Origin of the sequence: Mesoterricola sediminis (assembly GCF_030295425.1) — a bacterium.
Taxonomy (GTDB): domain Bacteria; phylum Acidobacteriota; class Holophagae; order Holophagales; family Holophagaceae; genus Mesoterricola; species Mesoterricola sediminis.
This window is the reverse complement of sequence record NZ_AP027081.1, coordinates 3,247,556-3,266,575: the sequence shown is the minus strand read 5'-3', so window position 1 is coordinate 3,266,575 and position 19,020 is coordinate 3,247,556. Positions and strand designations below refer to the sequence as shown.

General features: G+C 70.9%; 20 protein-coding genes and 1 pseudogene. 7 read left to right on the top strand and 14 right to left on the bottom strand.

Annotated elements, in window-relative coordinates; all coding sequences use genetic code 11:
• Positions 1 to 44 precede the first annotated feature (44 nt).
• Positions 45 to 548, top strand: coding sequence for a DinB family protein (locus tag R2J75_RS14315; protein WP_243334981.1), 504 nt, complete (start codon positions 45 to 47; stop codon positions 546 to 548).
• On the opposite strand, the gene clpA is transcribed toward R2J75_RS14315, so the two are convergent.
• The 3 genes from clpA to R2J75_RS14300 are packed head-to-tail and all read right to left on the bottom strand — an operon-like array spanning position 485 to position 3,803.
• Positions 485 to 2,797: an ATP-dependent Clp protease ATP-binding subunit ClpA gene (gene clpA, locus R2J75_RS14310; protein WP_243334982.1), complete on the bottom strand. Its 2,313-nt coding sequence runs from the start codon at positions 2,795 to 2,797 to the stop codon at positions 485 to 487. The two genes, R2J75_RS14315 and clpA, sit on opposite strands and share 64 nt — an antisense overlap.
• 1 nt (position 2,798) lies before the next feature.
• Entirely contained in the window at positions 2,799 to 3,140 is a 342-nt protein-coding gene (locus R2J75_RS14305; protein WP_243334983.1) for an ATP-dependent Clp protease adaptor ClpS, read from the bottom strand.
• A 27-nt stretch (positions 3,141 to 3,167) separates the two neighbouring features.
• Positions 3,168 to 3,803 (bottom strand): SDR family NAD(P)-dependent oxidoreductase, encoded by a 636-nt coding sequence (locus R2J75_RS14300; RefSeq protein WP_243334985.1) that lies wholly within the window; start codon positions 3,801 to 3,803, stop codon positions 3,168 to 3,170.
• A 77-nt stretch (positions 3,804 to 3,880) separates the two neighbouring features.
• Between R2J75_RS14300 and R2J75_RS14295 the strand changes: the two genes are divergently transcribed.
• Positions 3,881 to 4,786, top strand: coding sequence for a phosphate acyltransferase (locus tag R2J75_RS14295; protein WP_243346131.1), 906 nt, complete (start codon positions 3,881 to 3,883; stop codon positions 4,784 to 4,786).
• Between the two features lie 38 nt (positions 4,787 to 4,824).
• On the opposite strand, the gene R2J75_RS14290 is transcribed toward R2J75_RS14295, so the two are convergent.
• From R2J75_RS14290 to R2J75_RS19965, 3 genes and pseudogenes are all read right to left on the bottom strand, one after another.
• Positions 4,825 to 5,106: a hypothetical protein gene (locus R2J75_RS14290; protein ID WP_243334990.1), complete on the bottom strand. Its 282-nt coding sequence runs from the start codon at positions 5,104 to 5,106 to the stop codon at positions 4,825 to 4,827.
• Between the two features lie 209 nt (positions 5,107 to 5,315).
• A complete protein-coding gene (gene buk / locus R2J75_RS19970; protein WP_394365920.1) occupies positions 5,316 to 6,455 on the bottom strand; it encodes a butyrate kinase in 1,140 nt (379 codons plus the stop codon).
• A gap of 42 nt (positions 6,456 to 6,497) precedes the next feature.
• Positions 6,498 to 7,529: pseudogene (locus R2J75_RS19965) on the bottom strand (phosphate acyltransferase); the annotation flags it as partial.
• Between the two features lie 125 nt (positions 7,530 to 7,654).
• On the opposite strand from R2J75_RS19965, the gene R2J75_RS14280 reads away from it, so the two are divergent.
• Positions 7,655 to 8,152, top strand: a complete 498-nt coding sequence (locus R2J75_RS14280) for a ferritin-like domain-containing protein (protein ID WP_243334994.1) — start codon at positions 7,655 to 7,657, stop codon at positions 8,150 to 8,152.
• Here R2J75_RS14280 and R2J75_RS14275 read toward each other — a convergent pair whose 3' ends face one another.
• Entirely contained in the window at positions 8,153 to 8,557 is a 405-nt protein-coding gene (locus R2J75_RS14275) for a DUF6982 domain-containing protein (protein WP_243334996.1), read from the bottom strand. It abuts the gene before it with no gap.
• Positions 8,558 to 8,764: 207 nt separating this feature from the next.
• Positions 8,765 to 9,292: a phosphoribosyltransferase gene (locus tag R2J75_RS14270; RefSeq protein ID WP_316410435.1), complete on the bottom strand. Its 528-nt coding sequence runs from the start codon at positions 9,290 to 9,292 to the stop codon at positions 8,765 to 8,767.
• A gap of 126 nt (positions 9,293 to 9,418) precedes the next feature.
• Here R2J75_RS14270 and R2J75_RS14265 point away from each other — a divergent pair, with 126 nt between their 5' ends.
• Positions 9,419 to 9,964 carry a hypothetical protein gene (locus R2J75_RS14265; RefSeq protein WP_316410434.1) on the top strand — a complete coding sequence of 182 codons (546 nt, stop codon included), beginning with the start codon at positions 9,419 to 9,421 and terminating at the stop codon, positions 9,962 to 9,964.
• A gap of 15 nt (positions 9,965 to 9,979) precedes the next feature.
• On the opposite strand, the gene R2J75_RS14260 is transcribed toward R2J75_RS14265, so the two are convergent.
• On the bottom strand, positions 9,980 to 10,993 hold the full coding sequence (locus R2J75_RS14260) for a guanosine monophosphate reductase (protein ID WP_243335001.1): 1,014 nt from the start codon (positions 10,991 to 10,993) through the stop codon (positions 9,980 to 9,982).
• Positions 10,994 to 11,085: 92 nt separating this feature from the next.
• Between R2J75_RS14260 and R2J75_RS14255 the strand changes: the two genes are divergently transcribed.
• A complete protein-coding gene (locus R2J75_RS14255; protein WP_316410433.1) occupies positions 11,086 to 12,339 on the top strand; it encodes a cryptochrome/photolyase family protein in 1,254 nt (417 codons plus the stop codon).
• Here the strand turns inward: R2J75_RS14255 and R2J75_RS14250 are convergent.
• From R2J75_RS14250 to R2J75_RS14240, 3 genes are read right to left on the bottom strand one after another with little or no spacing between them, the layout of a single operon-like run.
• A complete protein-coding gene (locus tag R2J75_RS14250; RefSeq protein ID WP_243335003.1) occupies positions 12,332 to 12,739 on the bottom strand; it encodes a hypothetical protein in 408 nt (135 codons plus the stop codon). The genes R2J75_RS14255 and R2J75_RS14250 overlap by 8 nt on opposite strands.
• 40 nt (positions 12,740 to 12,779) lie before the next feature.
• Entirely contained in the window at positions 12,780 to 13,091 is a 312-nt protein-coding gene (locus R2J75_RS14245) for a nuclear transport factor 2 family protein (RefSeq protein WP_243335004.1), read from the bottom strand.
• 52 nt (positions 13,092 to 13,143) lie between these two features.
• Positions 13,144 to 13,314 (bottom strand): hypothetical protein, encoded by a 171-nt coding sequence (locus tag R2J75_RS14240; protein WP_243335005.1) that lies wholly within the window; start codon positions 13,312 to 13,314, stop codon positions 13,144 to 13,146.
• Between the two features lie 94 nt (positions 13,315 to 13,408).
• Between R2J75_RS14240 and R2J75_RS14235 the strand changes: the two genes are divergently transcribed.
• Both R2J75_RS14235 and R2J75_RS14230 read left to right on the top strand, forming a co-directional pair.
• The gene (locus R2J75_RS14235) at positions 13,409 to 16,540 is read left to right on the top strand and encodes an ATP-binding protein (RefSeq protein ID WP_316410432.1); all 3,132 of its coding nucleotides are present in this window, start codon (positions 13,409 to 13,411) and stop codon (positions 16,538 to 16,540) included.
• A gap of 113 nt (positions 16,541 to 16,653) precedes the next feature.
• Complete coding sequence (locus R2J75_RS14230; RefSeq protein ID WP_243335009.1) at positions 16,654 to 17,085, top strand: CBS domain-containing protein; 432 nt, start codon at positions 16,654 to 16,656, stop codon at positions 17,083 to 17,085.
• A 9-nt stretch (positions 17,086 to 17,094) separates the two neighbouring features.
• Here the strand turns inward: R2J75_RS14230 and R2J75_RS14225 are convergent, their stop codons facing one another.
• A complete protein-coding gene (locus R2J75_RS14225) occupies positions 17,095 to 18,291 on the bottom strand; it encodes a hypothetical protein (protein ID WP_243335011.1) in 1,197 nt (398 codons plus the stop codon).
• On the bottom strand, positions 18,288 to 18,938 hold the full coding sequence (locus tag R2J75_RS14220; RefSeq protein WP_243335013.1) for an NUDIX domain-containing protein: 651 nt from the start codon (positions 18,936 to 18,938) through the stop codon (positions 18,288 to 18,290). The genes R2J75_RS14225 and R2J75_RS14220 overlap by 4 nt, the downstream gene beginning before the upstream one ends.
• Positions 18,939 to 19,020 lie beyond the last annotated feature (82 nt).

Here is a 19,020-nt window from a genome sequence, read left to right as displayed (position 1 = left end):
GTTCGCCTTTTATTCGCCACATTGGGGATCTTCAAGGAGGCCCCATGGGCATCGCAGCGACCATCCTCCCCGAGTTCGAGCACGAAATGGCGGGCCTCCGCCGGGTGATCGAACGCATCCCCGAAGGCCGGCTGGATTTCCGGCCCCATCCCAAGTCCTTCACCCTCGGTGAACTGGCCAACCACCTCGCGGGCATGCCCTCCTGGGCCGTGGGCACCCTCGCCACCACGGAGATGGACTTCGGGCTGCCGGAAACGATGGCGAGCCTGCCCAAGCCCAGCGACACCGTGGCCGGCATGCTGGCCACCCTGGACGAAGGGGTGAAGCGGGGCGCCGAGGCCATCGGCCGCGCCTCCGACAGCGACTTCCAGGTGATCTGGAGCGGCAAGGAGCACGGCAAGGTCCTCTTCGCCATGCCCCGGATCGCCGTCGTGCGCGGCTTCATCCTCAACCACGCGATCCACCACCGGGCCCAGCTGACGGTCTACCTGCGCCTTCTCGACGTCCCCGTTCCCGCCCTGTACGGACCTTCCGCCGACGAACAGTAGGCGCCTCCCTCGGCCGCGATGGCCAAGCCGGCCGGGCCCAGGGTCACGACCGCGCGGCCACCGGCCTTGAGGTCCCCGAAGAGGATCTGATCGGCCAGGGGGCGCTTCACGTGCTCCTCGATGACCCGGGCCATGGGGCGGGCGCCGAAGGCGGGATCGTAGCCGCGATCGGCCAGCCAGCCCCGGGCCTCGGGGGCGACCTCCAGCTGGACCCCCTTCTCGTCCAGCAGGGCCTGGAGCTCCCGGAGGTTCTTGTCGACGACCCGCAGGATCTCCGCCCGGCCCAGGGGACCGAAGGTGACGATGGCGTCCAGGCGGTTGCGGAATTCGGGGGAGAAGGCCTTCTCCAGGGAGCCCCGCGCGCTCCCGCCCGTCCCGGCCTCCCCGAAGCCGACCATGCGCTGGCTCAGGTTCCGGGCCCCGGCGTTCGTCGTCAGGATGAGGGTGACGTGGCGGAAATCCGCGCGCCGGCCGTGGTTGTCGGTGAGGGTCGCGTGGTCCATGACCTGCAGGAGGATGGCGTAGATGTCCGGGTGGGCCTTCTCGATCTCGTCCAGGAGCAGGACGGCGTGGGGGTTCCGGCGGACCGCGTCCACCAGCAGGCCCCCGTCCTCGAAGCCCACGTAGCCCGGCGGGGCCCCGATGAGGCGGCTCACGGCGTGCTTCTCCATGTACTCCGACATGTCGAAGCGCAGGAAGGCCACCTCCAGGCTCTTGGCGAGCTGCTTGGCGAGCTCGGTCTTGCCGACGCCCGTGGGGCCGGCGAACAGGAACGAACCCACGGGCCGGTCGTGGCCGCGCAGCCCGGAGCGGGAGAGCTTGATGGCGGAGCAGACCTTGGCCACGGCCTCGTCCTGCCCGAAGAGCACGGCGCGCAGCCCCTCCTCGAGGCCGGCGAGCTTCTCCCGGTCGTCGGCGCCCACGGACTGGAGCGGCATGCGCGCCATCCGCGCCACCACCGCCTCGACGTCGGCGACGGCCACCTTGCGGCGCTTGCGGCCCGGCGCGAGCTTGAGGGCCGCGCCCGCCTCGTCGAGGACGTCGATGGCCTTGTCGGGCAGGGCCAGGTCCCGCAGGAACCGGCTGGAGAGCTTGACGGCGGCCTCGAGGACGTCGTCGGGGTAGCGGACCCCGTGGTGGGCCTCGTAGCGGGGGCGGAGGCCCCTGAGGATGGCCACGCTGTCGGCCTCGGACGGCTCGTTGATCTCCACCTTCTGGAAGCGCCGCGCCAGGGGGCGGTCCCGCTCGATGCTGGACTTGGCCTCCTGGAAGGTGGTCGCCCCGATGCAGCGCAGGTCGCCGCTGGCGAGGATGGGCTTGAGGAGGTTGGAGGCGTCCATGGAGCCGCCGCTCACGGCGCCCGCGCCCACCAGCGTGTGGATCTCGTCGATGAAGAGGAGGCTCCCGGGATGCCGGGCCAGGGCGTCCAGGACGGCCTTCACCCGCTCCTCGAAGTCGCCCCGGTAGCGGGTCCCCGCCAGGAGGGAGCCCATGTCCAGGCTGAAGAGGGAGACCCCCTTGAGGGAGTCCGGCACCCGGCCCTCGTGGATGCGGAGGGCGAGCCCCTCGGCCATGGCGGTCTTGCCGACGCCCGCCTCGCCCACCAGCAGGGGGTTGTTCTTCCGGCGGCGGCAGAGCACGTGGATGATGCGCTCCAGTTCCTCCTCGCGGCCCACCAGGGGATCGATCTTGCCGGCGGCTGCCCGGGCCACCAGGTCCGTGGCGTAGGCCTTGAGGGGGTCCTTGGGCTGGCCCTCGCCCTCCGGTTCGGCCTGGACCTCGGGCGCGGTGCCGCGGTCGCGCCCCGGCTTGCCGTGGGAGAGGTGGCGGAGGAGGGTCAGGCGGGACACGCCGTGGCGCTTGAGGAGGTAGGCCGCGTGGCTCTCCTTCTCCTGGAGGATGGCCACCAGCACGGCGCCGCTGTCCACGGTGGCGCGCTCCGCCGAGATGGTGTGGAGGATGGCGTGCTCCATGACCCGGTTGAAGCCGAGGGTCGGCACGGGGTTGTCCTGGGCCTCCGGGGGCAGGGCCTCCAGGCGGGCCTTCAGCCAGGTGTCGAGCTCCCGGGCGAGCTCGGCGGCGTCCCCGCCGCAGGCGGCCACGGCCTCGATGACGACGGGGTCCTCCTGGAGGGCCAGGAGGAGGTGCTCCAGGGTGAGGTACTCGTGGCGGGCCTCCCGGGCTGCGGCGAACGCCTTCTGGATCGCCTGGTTCAGCGCGGGCGCGATCGTGGGGGTGGGGACGGCCATGTCAGGCCTCCGGTTCCAGGGTGCAGAGCAGGGGGAATTCCCGGGCCTCGGCCAGGGTCCGGACCTGGGCCACCTTGGTGTCCGCCACGTCGTAGGGGTAGATGCCGGCCACCCCCGTGCCCTTCCGATGGACGTCCATCATGATGCGCACGGCCTCGGCCTCGGGCTTCCGGAAGACCGAGGTGAGGATCTGCACCACGAAGTCCCGGGTGGTGAAGTCGTCGTTGTGGAGAATGACCTTCCACAGGGACGGCGGGGTGAGCCGCAGCCGCGTCGAAGGGGCCGTGCGGGTGCCTACTCCCGACTGGCCGGTGAACCCGTTGTCCTGATCCGGTGCGCCCATGCCTGGTTCCGGCCCTCCGGGTCCATTCTAAGGCAGAACCCGCTCCCTGTCCCAGGCCCCCGGGGGCTGGGCGTGCAGGTCCCAGAGGGCCCCGGCGACCCGGTCGGGGGAGAGGGCGGTCCCGGGCTGCACGAAGCCGCAGACCGTCAGGGTGGCGGCATGGATGCCGTCGGGTTCCAGTTCCAGGGAGAAGTTCAGCGCCAGGCTCCGCAGCGCGGCCTTCCCCAGGCAGCCCGAGGCCATGCCCGCCTTGGGCGCCAGGCCCAGGCCGCCCCCGGTGAAGAGCAGGGTCCCGCCGCCGAGGGCGCGCATGCCCTCCGCCGCCCAGCGCCCCGCCTCCAGCGGCGCCAGGACGTTCACCCTCAGGTCCGCCAGCGCGCGCTCCGGGTCCAGGGCCTCGGCCCCGCCCGGGGCGCCGGCCGAGGCGTTGTAGACGACGGCCCGTGCGGGGCCGCCCCAGGCGCGGATCCGCGCGAGGGCGGGCCCGAGCTGCCCCTCGCGCGCGAGGTCGGCCTCCACCTGGAGGGCATCCGCCGGAAGGTCCAGGGTCCCGCCTGGCCGAACCACGGCGGCGACCCGGAAGCCCTCCGCCGCGAACCTGCGCGCCGCCGCGGCCCCGATGCCAGGTCCCGCCCCGATGATCACCGCCGTCGATCTGTCCATGGCGACATTCTAATGCCGGCGGTCACATCGGCGCGCGCCTTCCCCATTGTAAAATCCCCGGAGCCCCAGGAGGATCCATGTCCATCACCCGCCTCGAACAGATGCTCGAAGCCGTGAAAGCCAAGCCCCGGCGCCGGCTCGCCGCCGCCTACGCCAACGACGCCCACACCATCGAGGCCGTCCACGACGCCGTGGGCCGCGGCATCGTCGACGGCACCCTCGTGGGCGACGAGGCGGTGATCCGCAAGGTGTGCGGGGAGCTGGGCATCGACCCGGCCCAGTTCCGCATCATCCACGAGCCCTCCGAGGTCAAGGCCGCGGCCCGGGCCGTGGCGCTCGTGAAGTCCGGGGAGGCCCAGATCCTGATGAAGGGCCTCGTGAGCACCGACAAGTACATGCGCGCGATCCTCAACAAGGACGCCGGGCTCATGGACAACGGCGCCATCCTCTCCCACGTCTCCGTCATCGAGCACGCCAGCTACCCCAAGCTCCTGGTCTGCGGCGACGTGGCCGTCATCCCCTACCCGGAGCTCAAGGAGAAGATCGCGATCACCAACTACGTCGTCGGCGTCGCCCAGGCCCTGGGCATCGCCCGCCCCAAGGTGGCCCTCATCGCCGCCTCGGAGCAGGTCCTGCCCAAGGTGCAGCCCACCGTGGACGCCGCCATCATCGCCAAGATGGCCGACCGCGGCCAGATCAAGGGCGCCTGGGTGGACGGCCCCATGGCCCTGGACGTGGCCGTCGACGCCGAATGCGCCCGGACCAAGGGCGTCGGGGGCGAGGTCGCCGGCGACGCGGACTGCCTGGTCTTCCCCAACATCGACGCGGGCAACGTCTTCTACAAGACCAGCAGCAAGCTCGCGGGCTGCGAGATCGCGGCCATCGTGGCCGGCGCCCAGGCCCCCTGCATCCTCTCCTCCCGCGGGGACAGCGTGCTGACCAAGCTCTACTCCATCGCCCTCGCCGCCCTCACGGCGAAGTAGGTCCCCCCCCCCGGGGGCTGGCGGCGAACAATCCCCCCTCAGGACCCGCCAGCCCCGTAGCTCAGATCCACGAGGGTCCCCTCCGACGCCGCGCGCATCAGCGTGCGGTGGAGGCGGGACCATGCGTCCCCGTACCGGGCATCCGCCAGCCATCCGATCGAATCGTCGATCTCCAGGGGCAGCTGCAGGTTGGGGATCCCTCGGGTGATCTCGTACCCCTCCCGTTCCAGGGCCCCCAGGATGGCATGGCGGAACGGCGGGGCGGCGTCCTGGAGCAGGCCCTCCAGGCTCAAGTCGCTCTTCGCCAGTTCGACGGACACGGTACCCTCCCGCGCCTAGGCGCCATCCAGGGAATCCTCCGCTTGGGATACCAAACATAGGGCCCCCCCGGGATTTCGCAATGATCCCGGAGGGGCCCAGGAGAAATTAATTATTCAAGCCTGGATTGAGACGCACAAGATCTGTAACGAAAGTGCACACAGTCTTTATCTGTCCTTACGCGGCGGCGGCGCCGCCGCCTGCAAGGCCTTCAGGCCCGGCCGTGGTAGTCCTTGGGCGCTTCCTTGCCCGCGAGCACCCGGAGGGCGCCCTTGGCCAGGGCGAACATTTCATTTTCGCCGGGGTACACGGTCAGCCCGCACCCCATGGCCGCGATGGCCTTCCGGATGTAGTCCACGGTGGGCCGGCAGCGGGCCATGCCGCCGGTCAGGAGCACCTGGTCCACCCGCTCGCCCTGGAAGGCGGGCACGAGGGAGGCGATCCACTTGGCGATCTGGTAGGCCATGGCGTCCATCACCTGGATCACCTCGGCCTCCCCGGCGAGGTAGCGGCCCTCCAGGGCCCGCAGGTCGGCGGTGCCCAGGAGGTCGATGAGGCCGCCCCGGCCCTTGTTCAGCTTCTTCAGCTCGTCCCGGGTGTACTTGCCGGAGAAGCAGAGCTCGATGAGCTGGCCAACAGGCAGGGAGCCGGAGCGCTGGGGGGTGAAGGGGCCTTCTCCGTCCAGGGCGTTGTTCACGTCCAGGTAGTGGCCCTTCACGTGGGCGCCGACGGAGATGCCGCCGCCCAGGTGGGCCACGATGACGTTGATGCGCTCGTAGAAGGTCTCGTGCTCCTCGGCGTAGCGGCGGGCGGTGGCGATCTGGTTGAGGGCGTGGCTGATCACCTTCCGCCGGATGGCCTTGACGCCCGTGATCTTGGCGAAATCGGGCACCTCGTCCACCACGACCGGGTCGACGATGAAGGCGGGCTTGCCGGTGCCGGCCACCAGCTCCCGGGCGATGAGGCCGCCCAGGTTCGAGGCGTGGTCGCCCTGGACGCCCTGGGCCAGGTCGTCGGCCATGCGCTCATTGACGTGGTAGGTGCCGTGCTCGAGGGGCCACAGCAGGCCGCCCCGGCCGGCCACGGCGTCCAGGTCCGCGACGCCCAGGCCGCCTTCGGCGAGGAAGGCGAGGATGGCGTCCTTGCGGAAGGCGAACTGGCTGGTGATGGGCTGGCCCTCGAAGGGCAGCAGCTCCTCGGCGGCGTGCTGGAGCTCCTGGGTCGCGCGCTCCTTGTCGCCTTCGTAGATCGCGATCTTGGTGGAGGTAGAGCCGGGGTTGATGGCGAGGACGCGGTAGCGGCGGAAGAAGGTGTCCTTCGGGGTCTCCTCCCACTGGCCGTACTTGTACATCCGCAGCACGGAAGCCTTCACCGCCAGGCGGATGTCCTCGGGGGTGCAGTCCATGGCCAGGTCCACGCCCTTGAATCGCAGCCCGAACAGGACGGGGAACTTCTTCGCGTCGGGGAACCGGGTCGCGTAGAGGTGGTAGAGCATGTTCCCCATGTCCAGGTTGGGGCAGATGATGACGTTGGCCGAACCGGGCCACTGCACGTCCTGGCCCCCGTGGTAGTAGGTGGCGGAGCGCTGGGAGAGGGCCACGTTCACCTTGACCTCGCCCTGGATCCGGATGGAGCGGTAGCGGTCGCCGCGGCGGATCCGCTCCTCCAGGAGGGCCGGCACGAGGCGGGTGGCCTCCCGGACCAGATCCGCGCCCGGGCCGTCGTCGGAACCGCGGTTGGAATAGGAGACGATGGCGCCGTTGATCTCGGGGAGCACGGACTCGGGGATGAGGTCCCGCGCGATGGCGCAGGTACCCACGGCGGAGGCGGCGAGGCTCTCGGGGGTCATGACGGCGTTCACGCCCACGTCCCCGAAGACCACGATGTTCTGGTTGATGATGTCCTTCGGATGCTCGTCGGGGAGGACGAAGATGCCCGCCTCGCAGCAGTTCTCCTGGGCCTTGAGGTGCTTCAGCATGGGGCGGAAGAAGGCCTTCTCGCCGGTGGCCACGCCGCCCACGACGGTGTCCGCGTGCCCGTGGGCCACGGCCATGATGCCGAAGTTGACGGGCACGGAGGCCCAGCACTGGGCGTCGAAGAGGCTGATCTCGCGGCCCTCGGCGCGGCAGGCCTCCACGTGGTCCCGGGCGAAGGCCTCCACCAGGTCCTGGCGCTTCGTGATGTCCACGAAGGCGCTCTCGGAGAGGGCGAAGGCGACGCGGGTGGGATCAAGGTGGCCGAGCTGGCGGCTGATCACCTCCCGCACCTCCGCCTCCGTGGCGAGGAACACGGGGCGGGCGAACCGGGTGAGGTTGCAGGCCGCCTCGATGATCCGCGGGTCGAGCGCCTCCGGGAAGACGACGGCGGGCCGGATGCGGCCCGAAGCGAGGATCTGCTGATCCAGCGACAGTTCAATATCGAACATGGATGACTCCTGAGTTTCCAGACGCGGTCCCCGGGATTCTAGCAAGCGTCCCGCGCGGCTCCGGGGGATGTCCGTCACAATCCCTCCCGACCTAGGCTATGCTGGGGGCCCACACGGAGGCTCCCATGGGCACCAAGGGCCGGGAAATCGTCGGCATGGACATCAATGAGCTGCTGCGGCTCCTGAACGCGGCCTACGCCAGCGAATGGCTCGCCTACTACCAGTACTGGCTGGGGGCCAAGCTGATCAAGGGGCCCATGAAGGACGCCGTCGCCGCCGAACTCAACCTCCACGCCACGGAGGAGCTGGCCCACGCCACCCTGGTGGCCAACCGCATCGTCCAGCTGGGCGGGGTTCCCATCCTGCGCCCCTCCCAGTGGGGCGAATTCAGCCCCTGCCCCTACGACGCCCCCGAGGATCCCTTCGTGGGCACCCTCCTGGAGCAGAACATCGCCGGCGAGCAGTGCGCGATCTCCACCTACAAGAACCTGATGGAGGCCACCCGCGAAGCGGATCCGGTCACCTACAACATGGCCCTGGGCATCCTCGCCCAGGAGGTGGAGCACGAGGAGGACCTCCAGAGCCTCAAGGAGGACCTGGACCTGCTGTTCCGCGCGCGCTGATCAGGCGCCGAGGATGGAGACTTCCCGCGTGGCCGCGGCGAGGACGTAGCAGCGCTCGTTGTTCGACCGCTGGTCCGCGGGGAGGATGAAGAAGCCCTTGCGCTCGGGGTGGTAGCCCTGGGCATGGCCGAGGAGGACCTCACCGTCCTTGAACACGACCCGCACCTTGCGCCCGGGCGTCAGGTTGGTGGGTTCGAAGATGTTGCGCTTCACGTGGGCCGGGTTGCCCTGGAGGTTCTTCACGAAGAAGACGCCCTTGAGATCGGTGACATCGATCTCCAGCGGTTTGGCCCCCGGGTACGAGCCCAAGGGGTACACGTGGAACCGTTCGCTGGTGGGCGTGAAATCGACGGTATGGCCCTTGATGAGGTGGCCATCCTGGTAGCGGGCGACGACCTGGTTCATGGGTTCCTCCGGCGGTTGCGGCTGCACCGTCCAATGGGTGATGGACTTCATTGAAAGAATAAGCCTATCAAGCTCCCGGGGAAGCGGAATTTCAAGCCTTTTTCCTAAGACTTACTTATATAACCTGTTTTTTCTGGACGCCCGTGCGGGGCGGGGTGGGGGCGGCGCTCCCCGGATTGATTGATTGGTTCATGGATCGGGCCGGCCCTACCGGTGCCCAGCCTGCTCGGCCTGGGCGCAGTGGGCGTCGATGTCCTCGGCGTCCCAGGGGTACACCACCCAGACGTCCTGGAGGTGCTGGCCCGCCCAGTAGCGCTTCACCGCGCCGGGGAGCTCGTCCCGCTTGGGCTTGTCCTTGCAGTGCAGCACGGCCACGGCGATCTCGGCCGGCTCGTGGTTCAGGAGCTCGCGCAGGCAGTAGGCCAGGGTGGTGCGGGTGTCGTCCACCTCGTCGATGAGCAGCACCCGCCGGCCCTTCAGCTTGCGCTCCACCTCGTCGATCCACTGCACCTTGCTGGGGCCCCCGTGGATGACGTTGTCGTCGCCGTAGAGCTTGATGCCGACGGTGAGGATGGGCTTCTTCAGGTAGGTCTTCAGGATCCGGGCGGGGATGAAGCCGCCGGTGCCGATGGCCACCGTCACGTCCGGGTCGAAGCCGCTCGCCTGGATTTCCCGGGCCAGGGCGGCCACCGTGCGATGGATCTCCTCGTAGGTGAAAAAGCGCTTGGTGGTCATGCCTCCAGCTTACCTGGGGGCCCGGAGCTTGCCTACGCGCCGGGGGCTTGACAGATGCGATAAAGAATTAATATTTGCCCCAGCCTTCCATCCCGAAAGGTCTCACCCCCAACCCCGGAGGAATTCATGAACCTGCGCCCTGCCGCGCTGGCGGCGATTGCCGTGCTCACCTGCGCCCCGGCCCAGGCCGATCCCGCGCTGGGCCTCGTGCGCTCGCGGTTCACGGTCATCAAGAACAACACGGACCTGCCGATCAAGCTGAGGGTTGTCGATAAGTTCCTGACGGTCGGCAACTATTATGTGGCGACCGGCGTGTCCGACCCGAAGCCGCGGAAGGTCGTGGGCAAGGTGAAGAGCCAGCCCGCGGACCGGTTCCTGGCCGAGGTTCCCGCCAAGCAGGCGATCTACCTCTACTTCGACACGACGGCTCTCAGCTTCTCTAGCATCTTCGCCATCGAAGCCACGGATGACGACGGCCACGCCGTGGAGATGGACGTCAACCTCTCGTTCAAGAAGTTCGGCTCGTCCTTTGCCTCCAAGAACGTGACCTTCAAGGACATGACCGTCGACAAAAAGGTCAATTACACCGTCAACGACGCGGCCTTCATGGATCCCGGGAAAGCGTGGCTGACCATCGACTCCGTGGAAACCATCGACCCCGCCTCCAAGTGAGGGCCGTCGTCGCGCCTACTGCATGAGCTTGTGCGGCAGGCTCTCCATGCGCGCGGCCGGCGTGATGACCATGTAGTTGAGCTTGCGCTGGAGCTCCCGGATGGTGTTGGCGCCCGCGTAGGTGAGGCCGCTGCGCAGGCCGCCGACGATGTCGGCGATGATGTCGTCCTCGTCCTCCCGGTACGGCACCTTGGTGGCCACACCTTCGGCGGTCTTCCAGCCGGTGAGGCCGCCGAGGTGGTCGTCCGCGGCCTCCTTGCTGGCCATGCCCCGGTAGCTCTTGTGGGTGGGCTGGCCCAGGTCGTCGAGGAGGGGCTCGCCGGGGGTCGGGCGGGTGCCGGCCAGCATGCCGCCCACCATCACGAAGTCGGCCCCGAAGGCCAGGGCCTTCACGATGTCGCCCGGGTACCGGATGCCGCCGTCGGCGACGATGGAGCGGTCGGCCCGGGCGCATTCCTGGATGGCGGTGAGCTGGGGCACCCCGAAGCCCGTCTTGATGCGCGTGGTGCACACGCTGCCGGGCCCGATGCCCACCTTGATGATGTCGGCCTTCACGCTGGCCAGGTAGTCGGCGCCGGCGTAGGTGGCCACGTTGCCCGCCATGATGCACTCATTGGGAAGCATCTGGCGCATGCGCTTGATCATCTTCCCCACGTACTTGGCGTGGCCGTGGGCCACGTCCACGCAGAAGTACTGGGCGCCGGCGGCCTTCAGGGCCTCGACCCGCTCCATCTCCTTCTCGGAGGTGCCCACGCTCACGAAGACCGGGCCCCGGCAGCGCCGGAACATCTCCACGTTCTCCTCGACCGTGCAGAAGCGGTGCAGGGTGCCGATGCCCCCCTTGGCGGAGATGAAGTCCGCCATGGCGTCCTCGGTGATGGTGTCCATGTTGGCCGTCAGGATGGGCAGCTCCAGGGTGAGCTTGCCGGTCTTGTCGGTCATGCCGATGTCCACGATGCGCCGCGATTCGTGGTGGTTGTAGGCGGGGATCAGGAGGACGTCGTCGAAGGTGATGGCGGTTTCGGGCATGGCGGTCTCCTGACCCCCCCAGCATACCCCGAAAAAATCCTGGTTCCCGGCGCCCGCCTTCCGTTAAGAATCTCAAGGGAACGGGGGCTTTCATGGCGATCATCGTCTGGTACCGGGGCAAGGATCTGCGCGTGGCGGACCTGGGGTCCCTGGCCGCGGCGGCGCCGGCGGCGGTGCCGGTCTTCGCGGGGCTCCCCGACGCCCGGACGCGGCCGTACCTGGGCGAGCTCGCGGCGCGCCTCGAGGCCCTGGGCTCCGGCCTGGTCCACGCGCCCGGAGACCCGCTGGAGGTCCTGCCGGCCCTGGCTGCGCGCCTCGGCGCGGGGGCGGTCCACGCCCTGGCCTTCTCGGAGCCCGGGGCCCGGGCCCAGGAGGCGGCCCTGGCCCACGCCCTGCCGTGCCCCCTGCGCCTCTTCCCCGGCGAGACCCTGACGGAGGGCCTGCGCACGGGGGAAGGGGGCATGTTCCGGATCTTCACCGCCTACCATGGCGCCTTCCAGCGCCGGGCCCTCCTGGCGCGGCCCCTGGACGCGCCGGAGCGCCTGGACCCCCTGCCGGCGGACCTGGCCCGCTGGCCCGCGGGACCCCTGCTCCCCGATCGCCTCGGCCCCTTCCTGGAGGGGGGGCTGGCGGCCTACGCCGAGGCCCGGGATCGCCTGGACCAGGCGGGGACCTCGGGGCTGTCCACGGACCTCCACGCGGGCCGGGTCAGCGCGGGCCAGGCCTGGGCGGCCGCCTCGGGCCGGCCGGGAGCGCCCGCCTGGCAACGCCAGCTGGTCTGGCGGGACTTCGCCCACCACCTCCTGCGCGCCTGGCCCGAACTGGTCGACGCGCCCTTCCAGGCCGCCTTCCGGGGCTTCCCGTGGCGGGACGACGGCGCCGCGTTCCGGGCCTGGGCCGAGGGCCGCACCGGCTACCCCGTGGTGGACGCCGCGGCCCGGGAGCTCCTGGCCACGGGCCGGGTCCACAACCGCGCCCGCATGGTGGCCGCCAGCTTCCTCACCAAGCACCTCCTGGTGGACTACCGCCTCGGGGAGGCCCACTACCTGGCCCACCTGGAGGACGCGGACCTCCCCAACAACAGCATGGGCTGGCAGTGGAGCGCGGGCTGCGGCTGCGACGCCCAGCCCTGGTTCCGGGTCTTCAACCCCGTGGCCCAGGGGGAGCGCTTCGACCCGGACGGCGTCTACGTGCGCCGGTGGGTGCCGGAACTGGCGGGCCTCCCCACCCGCGTGGTCCACCGCCCCTGGGAGGCCGGCGGCGCCCCGGGCTACCCCGCGCCCCTCGTGGACCACGCCTTCGCCCGGGCCCGGTTCCTGGCCGAGGCGAAGCGCCACCTCAGGTGAAGTTCCGGGGGTTCACCAGGCGGTCCCGGACCTGGCCGGCCAGGGTCTCCAGGTTGGCGAGGAACCAGTCCTCGTCCACGTCCTGGAGGGCGGTCTTCTTCGCCAGGGCGTTGAAGCGCAGGTCCGCGTGACGGAGCTCCACCTCCACCCGGGGCGCGCCCAGGGGGGCGTGGACGGCCAGGTGGTACTCCGTGTTCCGGAAGACGAAGCGCCGCGCCGCGGCCAGGGGCCCGGCCTCCCAGCCACCCTCCCCCCCGGGATCCAGGGCCTCCAGGACGCGCGGCCCCAGGGCCTCGTCGAGGCGCCCGGTCATGGCCCGGAGATGGTCCCGCTGGGCCTCCTCCCGTTCCCGGGCCCGGAGGGCGATCAGTTCATCGAGCCTGGACATGCTGACGGCCATGGGCGCTCCGGGACCTGGAGGCGGTCAGGATAGCACCGGCTCACCCGTAGATCCGCTGGAGGACGATGAGGCCGTCCACCACGCGGAAGCAGGCGCATCCCCGCAGCCCCTGGGGATCCTTCCATTCGAGGACGGCCCACTCGCCGTCCTCGAAGAGGTTCTCCACGAGGCAGACCCGGTCGGCGTCCCGGAATTCCCGGGCGTAGGCCTCCCGGACGGCCTCGCGCCCCGACTGGGCCAAGTCGGTCACCGGGTGGCGGATGGCGTCCTCCGCGTAGAAGCGGGCGACATCATCCGCGTCCGCGCGGTTGAAGGCCTTGACCCAGGCGAGGACGGTCTCTTTGGGGCGCATGGTGGACCTCGGAGCGGCCCCCCGGGGGGCCGTGCCCCATGGTGCCCGAACTTCAGCGCATGTGGCCGACGTGACCCTCGGGCAGGTGCTTTTTCACGGCGGGTCGCTTGGAGGGGTGGTGCTTGCCTCCCCGGGCGGAACCCGCGCGGCCGTGGGCTTCGAGGACCGGACTGGCCGCGAGCACCAGCGCGAGGGGGATGAGCAGGGCGGTCAGGCGTTTCATGGAGCCTCCTGGACAGAAAATAAATAAATAATATGACCCGTCAAGTCCCCGCGCAGACCCCGGTTCGCGGCGGCGGGATTCGTCATAGGATGGGATGACAGCTCACCGGTACGCCTTGACGCTTACACGATGCCTCTACCTCTGGACGGCCCTGGCCCTCGCGCCCTGGCCGCAGGTGCGCGCCCTGCCGCCGGAGCAGGGGCTGCCTCCCCTCCGGCTGTGGACGCCCCGGGACCTGCCCGGCGGCTCCCAGAACTGGGACGTGGTCCAGGATGCCCAGGGGCTGGTGTTCGTGGCCAACAACGAGGGCGTCCTCGTCTACGACGGGGTCCGCTGGCAACTCGCGCCCATCTCCCAGCGCCGCCACGTGCGCTCCCTCGCGGTGGACGCCCGGGGCCGGGTCTGCGTGGGGGCCGCGGGGGACTTCGGCACCCTCGAACGCACGGGGGACGGCGGATTCCGCTACCGTTCGCTGCTGGACGCCGCGGCGCCGGAGGACCGGAACTTCAACTACATCTGGCGGACCCTCGCCACGCCCCGGGGGGTCTACTTCCTCGCCACGGAGCGCCTCTTCTTCTGGGACGGCGCGCGGGTCCGGAGCTGGGCGCCCCCGGGGCGGGCCTTCACGGGCATCTTCGAGGCCGGCGGGCGGATCCTGGTCCACGTGGTGGGCTCCGGCCTGGCCGTCCTGGAGGGGGACGCCTTCAAGGTCCTTCCCGGCACCGCGGCCCTGGCCGGGGAGAAGGTCTTCATGGTCGAGCCCTGGTCCGCGGAGACCCTGCTGGTCGGCACCCGGACCGGGCTGTGGCTCCACGACGGCGAAGGAATCCGCCCCTTCGCGCCGGAGGCCGCGGGGCGCCTGGCCAAGGCGCTCCTCTACAGCCATGCGCGCCTTCCGGACGGGACCCTCGTCATCGGCACACTCATGGGGGGACTGCTGACCGCGGACCGGGAAGGGCGGATCGCCACCCTCGTGGACCGCAGCACGGGCCTGCCCACCGATTCCGTCCTGGGCGTCCGGCAGGACCGCACGGGGGGCCTCTGGCTGGGGCTGGACGAGGGGCTCGCCCGGGTCGAGCACCCCGACCCCCTCACCCGCTTCGGCGTCGAGAACGGCCTCCGGGGCCACGTGCTCAGCCTCCACCGCCACAAGGGCGTCCTGTACGCGGGCACGAGCCTGGGGGTGTTCCGGCTCGCGCCGGGGCCCTACGGGGCGAGGTTCGCCCAGGTGACCGGCATCAAGGGGCAGACCTGGCACCTGTTGAGCGTCGGCGAGGACCTGCTGGCCGCGTCCTACGGGGGGGTGTACCGGATCCGGGGCGGCGCCGCGGAGCCGGTGGCGACCTCCCTCACCGCATGCCGCTGGCTGGGCCTGGACGGCGACCGGATCCTCGTGGGGCACCTGGCCGGGCTGTTCACCCTCCGCCAGGGAGGCGGAACCTGGCGCCGGGAGGCCGCCCTCCAGGGCATCACCGAGGAGATCCGCGGCGGCTGTCCCGATGGCGCGGGCGGGCACTGGCTGTGCACCGGCACCCAGGGCGTCCTCCGGGTCCGGGTCACCGGCGCCCCCGGCGCCCCCCGGGCGGAGGTGGTCCGCTACGGCACCGCCCAGGGCCTGCCGTCCCCCTACCAGATCACCGTCCACGCCTTCGGGGGAGGCCTGGTCTTCTCCACCCCGGAGGGGACCTGCCGCTTCGACGCGGCCAGGGGCGCCTTCGTGCCGGATCCCGCCCTGGGCGCGCTGCTCGCGGGCAGCCCCTACGGGCTCCAGGACCTCCAGGCCGACCCCACCGGCCGGCTGTGGATGATCGTGAAGGACCGGACCACCCTGCGCTACCTGCTGGGCGCCGCCGTGCCGGCGCCGGGGGGCGGGCTGCGCTGGGAGATCGCGCCGTCCCGGCGCTTCCAGGCCCAGGACGAGAGCCCCCTCCTCGTGGAGCCGGGCGCGGTCTGGATCGGCGACGTCGGTCTCCTGCACCGCCTCGACACCCTCCAGGTCCGGGAGCGCGCCGCCGCCCCGGAGGCGCGGCTTCGCAGGGCGGCCACGGCCCTGGGCCGCGTCCTCCCCGTGGACGGCGCCGGCGCCCCGGTGGCGCTGGCCCACCGGGAGGGCCGGCTCCGGTTCGAGTTCGCCGCTCCGGCCTTCGACGCGGGCGACGGCGTCCTGTTCCAGACCCGGATGGACGGGCTCGACCACGACTGGTCTCCCTGGACGCGGGAGCCCTTCAAGGAATACCTCGGCCTGTGGGAGGGGAGCTACCGGTTCCGCGTCCGGGCCATGGACGTCCACGGCGCGATCGGTCCCGAGGCCGTCCTCGCCTTCCGGGTGCGTCCCCCCTGGTTCCGCACCTGGTGGGCGGCGGCGACGGGCGCCCTGCTGGCGTCCTGGGGCGTGGCGGCCCTGGTCCGGCGCCGCTCCCGGGCCCTGCGCCGGCGGAACGCGGCCCTCGAGGCCGCCATCCAGGACCGGACCCGCGAACTCCGCGAACGCACCCTCGACCTGGAGTCCGCCAACGCGGAACTCCAGGCCCTGGACGCCCAGAAGACCAATTTCATGGGCATCGTCGCCCACGACCTCCGCAATCCCCTCAGCGGCATCGTGCTGGAGGCGCAGCTGCTGCAGGAGGAGGACGACCTCGCGGCGATCCGGCGCGGGGCCGCGGCCATCCTCGCGGCGGGCCGGGACATGGCCGATCTGATCGGCCGCTTCCTGGATGTGACGGCCCTGGAATCCGGCAGCCTCCGGCCCGAGCGGGAGCCCGTGGACCTGCGCTCCCTGGCGCACATGGTCGTCGGCCGCCACCGGCCGGCGGCCGAGGCCAAGGGGGTGCGCCTCCTCCACGCGTCGGAGGGCGGCCCCCTCTGGGTGACGGGCGACGCCCGCTTCTGCCAGGGCATCCTGGAGAACCTCCTGTCCAACGCCATCAAGTTCTCGCCCGCGGGGCGGCGGGTCACCGTGGAGCTGGCGCGCCGGGGCGATCATGTTCGGCTCATAGTTGCTGACGAGGGACCGGGTTTCACCGAGGAGGACCGGAAACGCCTCTTCCAGCGCTTCGCGCGGCACAGCGCGCGGCCCACGGGACAGGAGAAGTCCACGGGCCTGGGGCTGAGCATCGTCAAGCAGATGGTGGACGCCATGGGCGCCAGCATCGACCTGGAGACCCGGCTGGGCGAAGGCGCCCGGTTCTACGTTGACCTGCCGGCCATCGACCTGCCCAATCCCTGAGGCTCGAATCCGGAAAAATTTATTTAAATGGAACTCGTTCCCGAAACGCCCTACCTTCGGGCCAAAGCCCGGACCGCCGCACGGAGCGCCGGTTTCGGCCCTTCGGAGGCGGCATGAAATCCCTGGAACAGCTCCTCGCCGGCAAACCCCACCGCCTGCTGTCGGTGGCCGCCGACGCCACCGTGCTCCAGGCCCTGCACCTGCTGGCCAAGCACGACATCGGCGCCCTCCTGGTCATGGACGGCGACCGTCCGGTGGGCATCTTCTCGGAGCGGGACTACGCCCGGAAGGTGATCCTCCACGGCCGCTCCTCCGCAGACACCCGCGTCAGCGAGGTCATGAGCGAGCACCTCATCACCGTCCCGCTGACGGAGCGCGTGGAGGTGTGCATGGAGATCATGACCGAGAAGCACGTGCGGCACCTGCCCGTGCTGGCCGCCGATGGCACCGTCGCCGGCTTCCTGTCCATCGGCGACCTCGTCAAGGAAGTCATCTCCGAGCAGCAGTTCGTCATCGGCCAGTTGGAGCACTACATCACCCACTGAGCCCGGGACTCAGGCCCGGACGGTGCCCAGCAGCGCCCGGAAGCGCTTTTCCAGGCGCTGGGTCGACACCCGCGTGACCGTCGTGTGCAGCACGTGCCCCAGGGCGCCCGGGGCCCCCCACAGGACCATCTGGAACGCCTGACTGCTGGAGGCGGGGCTCGTCCAGCCCGCCGCCGCGCCGAGGGCGGTGGGGATGGCCCAGGTGGCGAGGCGAAGGGCGAGGCCGTATGCCGTCTGGCCGCGCTGGGCGATGGCCTGGGCCAGGAAGGCGGAACCGGCCTTCGCGTAGTGGGGGCTGGCCATGCCCTCCGGGAAGCGCTGGCGGAAGTCCCGGAGGAGGGTCCAGTCCACCGGGCGAAGCGCCTTGCCGTCCGGAGGCAGGAGGACCTCGGCCACCTGCGTCTCCAGGTGTTTTTCCTCCCGGGCGAGGAGGGCCTGGGCGGCCTCGGCCGCGGAGGTGGCCGCGAGGGTGAGTTCCATGCGGTGGAGGCCGAGGGATCCGGCCACCACGCGGTTGTAGCAGGCGTCCACCAGCTCCCGGGCCGCGGCCTGGAGGGCGGGGGCTTCGTCGCCCGCCTCGATGGCCCCATAGAGGGCGCTGCGGTCTCCGGGCTGGCTTGCCAGGCGGTCCAGGATGGGGGCCAGGCCTCCAGGCGCCTTCAGACCGTGGCGGACCTGGGCGAACACCTGGGCCAGGCGCGGGGCCCGACCCTGGGCCGGGCGCCGTCCTTCGAAGCGCTTTTCATGGCGGTCCAGGGCCACCAGGGCCTCGGCCCGGGCGTGAAGGGCCGGCGTCAGGCCGTGGACCCGCCCATCCTCCAGGAAGGCCAGCAGGTCCCCCCGCGGATCGGCGCTGCCCCCCCGCCGGTCCGGGAGTTCGGGCCAGGCGGAAAAGACGAAGAGATCCCGGGCCAGCGCTCGGCGGAAGGCCTCCACGGCCCCCGGCGTTCCGAAGGGCCGCATCTGGATGAGACCAGCCGAGAATAGCTGGCAGAGGTCCTGGAAGTCGGAGGTCTCGAACGTGTCGGGCAGGAGGATAGGCGAGTCGAAGACCTGGGTCTGGCTCAGCACCGGCACCCGGCCTTGGAGGAGGGCGAGGGAAAGCCGGGCCCGGGCGAGGACCCGGTCCGCGGTGGCATCCTGTCCGTTCCGGCTGCTCAGGCGGACGGTGTCCAGCACATCCAGGTACTCGGGGTGGCGGCTCACAGGCGGACCTCCCCGGGGGCCGTCGCGAGATGGGCGAGGAGGCGCGCGACGGCGGCATTGGTGATCATGTCGCCCAGACCGGCCGCTTCCGTCCAGGGGATGAAACGGAAATCCGTGATGCCCTCGTGGGCCGCGTCGGGTCCGGTCCGGCCTGCCGCCTGGGCGGGGTCCACGGCCGCCGCGCAGATGCCCATGCCCTCGCCGGGGGCGTCGGTGCGGAAGAAGGCGCTGTTGGGATTGCCCGGAGGGCCCAGCACGAGGATCTCCGCCTCCGGAACCTCCAGGCCGGTCTCCTCGAACAGCTCCCGCCGTGCCGCCTGGCTCGCCGTTTCTCCCGGATCCCGGAACCCCCGGGGGAGGTTCCACACCTCCCCGCCCTGGAAGGCCCGGGCCTGGCGGATGACGCCCACATGGAGCCGTCCGTCCACCGTGGCGAAGGGCGCCACCACGACCCCGCCTCCGCCCGTCTCGTGGAAGCACCAGCCGTCGTAGCCGCGGGGCAGGAGCCCGTAGGCCAGCGTTCCGAAGGCCGGCGCCTCCAGCGTGAACCCCGTGACCGGCTCCACCGGCGCCCCGTTCAGGGTCAGCCGCCAGCCGCGCCGGGCCTGGAAGTCGGGGGGGATCTCGGCGGGGAAGGGCAGGGGCATGGGAAACCTCGTGGGGGCTTGCTTCGGAGTGTTGCCGCTCCAGGAGCCCCTGGCAACAGGGCGGGGGGGCGGCCCCGTGAAG

Coding starts and splice junctions, on each gene's coding strand:
- R2J75_RS14235 (WP_316410432.1), top strand. CDS start 13,409: ATGACAGCTCACCGGTACGCCTTGACGCTTACACGATGCCTCTACCTC.
- clpA (WP_243334982.1), bottom strand. CDS start 2,797: ATGGCCGTCCCCACCCCCACGATCGCGCCCGCGCTGAACCAGGCGATC.
- R2J75_RS14295 (WP_243346131.1), top strand. CDS start 3,881: ATGTCCATCACCCGCCTCGAACAGATGCTCGAAGCCGTGAAAGCCAAG.
- R2J75_RS14250 (WP_243335003.1), bottom strand. CDS start 12,739: ATGGCCGTCAGCATGTCCAGGCTCGATGAACTGATCGCCCTCCGGGCC.
- R2J75_RS14315 (WP_243334981.1), top strand. CDS start 45: ATGGGCATCGCAGCGACCATCCTCCCCGAGTTCGAGCACGAAATGGCG.
- R2J75_RS14220 (WP_243335013.1), bottom strand. CDS start 18,938: ATGCCCCTGCCCTTCCCCGCCGAGATCCCCCCCGACTTCCAGGCCCGG.
- R2J75_RS14255 (WP_316410433.1), top strand. CDS start 11,086: ATGGCGATCATCGTCTGGTACCGGGGCAAGGATCTGCGCGTGGCGGAC.
- R2J75_RS14300 (WP_243334985.1), bottom strand. CDS start 3,803: ATGGACAGATCGACGGCGGTGATCATCGGGGCGGGACCTGGCATCGGG.
- R2J75_RS14230 (WP_243335009.1), top strand. CDS start 16,654: ATGAAATCCCTGGAACAGCTCCTCGCCGGCAAACCCCACCGCCTGCTG.
- R2J75_RS14240 (WP_243335005.1), bottom strand. CDS start 13,314: ATGAAACGCCTGACCGCCCTGCTCATCCCCCTCGCGCTGGTGCTCGCG.
- R2J75_RS14270 (WP_316410435.1), bottom strand. CDS start 9,292: ATGACCACCAAGCGCTTTTTCACCTACGAGGAGATCCATCGCACGGTG.
- R2J75_RS14280 (WP_243334994.1), top strand. CDS start 7,655: ATGGGCACCAAGGGCCGGGAAATCGTCGGCATGGACATCAATGAGCTG.
- R2J75_RS14265 (WP_316410434.1), top strand. CDS start 9,419: ATGAACCTGCGCCCTGCCGCGCTGGCGGCGATTGCCGTGCTCACCTGC.
- R2J75_RS14245 (WP_243335004.1), bottom strand. CDS start 13,091: ATGCGCCCCAAAGAGACCGTCCTCGCCTGGGTCAAGGCCTTCAACCGC.
- R2J75_RS14305 (WP_243334983.1), bottom strand. CDS start 3,140: ATGGGCGCACCGGATCAGGACAACGGGTTCACCGGCCAGTCGGGAGTA.
- R2J75_RS14275 (WP_243334996.1), bottom strand. CDS start 8,557: ATGAACCAGGTCGTCGCCCGCTACCAGGATGGCCACCTCATCAAGGGC.
- buk (WP_394365920.1), bottom strand. CDS start 6,455: ATGTACAAGTACGGCCAGTGGGAGGAGACCCCGAAGGACACCTTCTTC.
- R2J75_RS14260 (WP_243335001.1), bottom strand. CDS start 10,993: ATGCCCGAAACCGCCATCACCTTCGACGACGTCCTCCTGATCCCCGCC.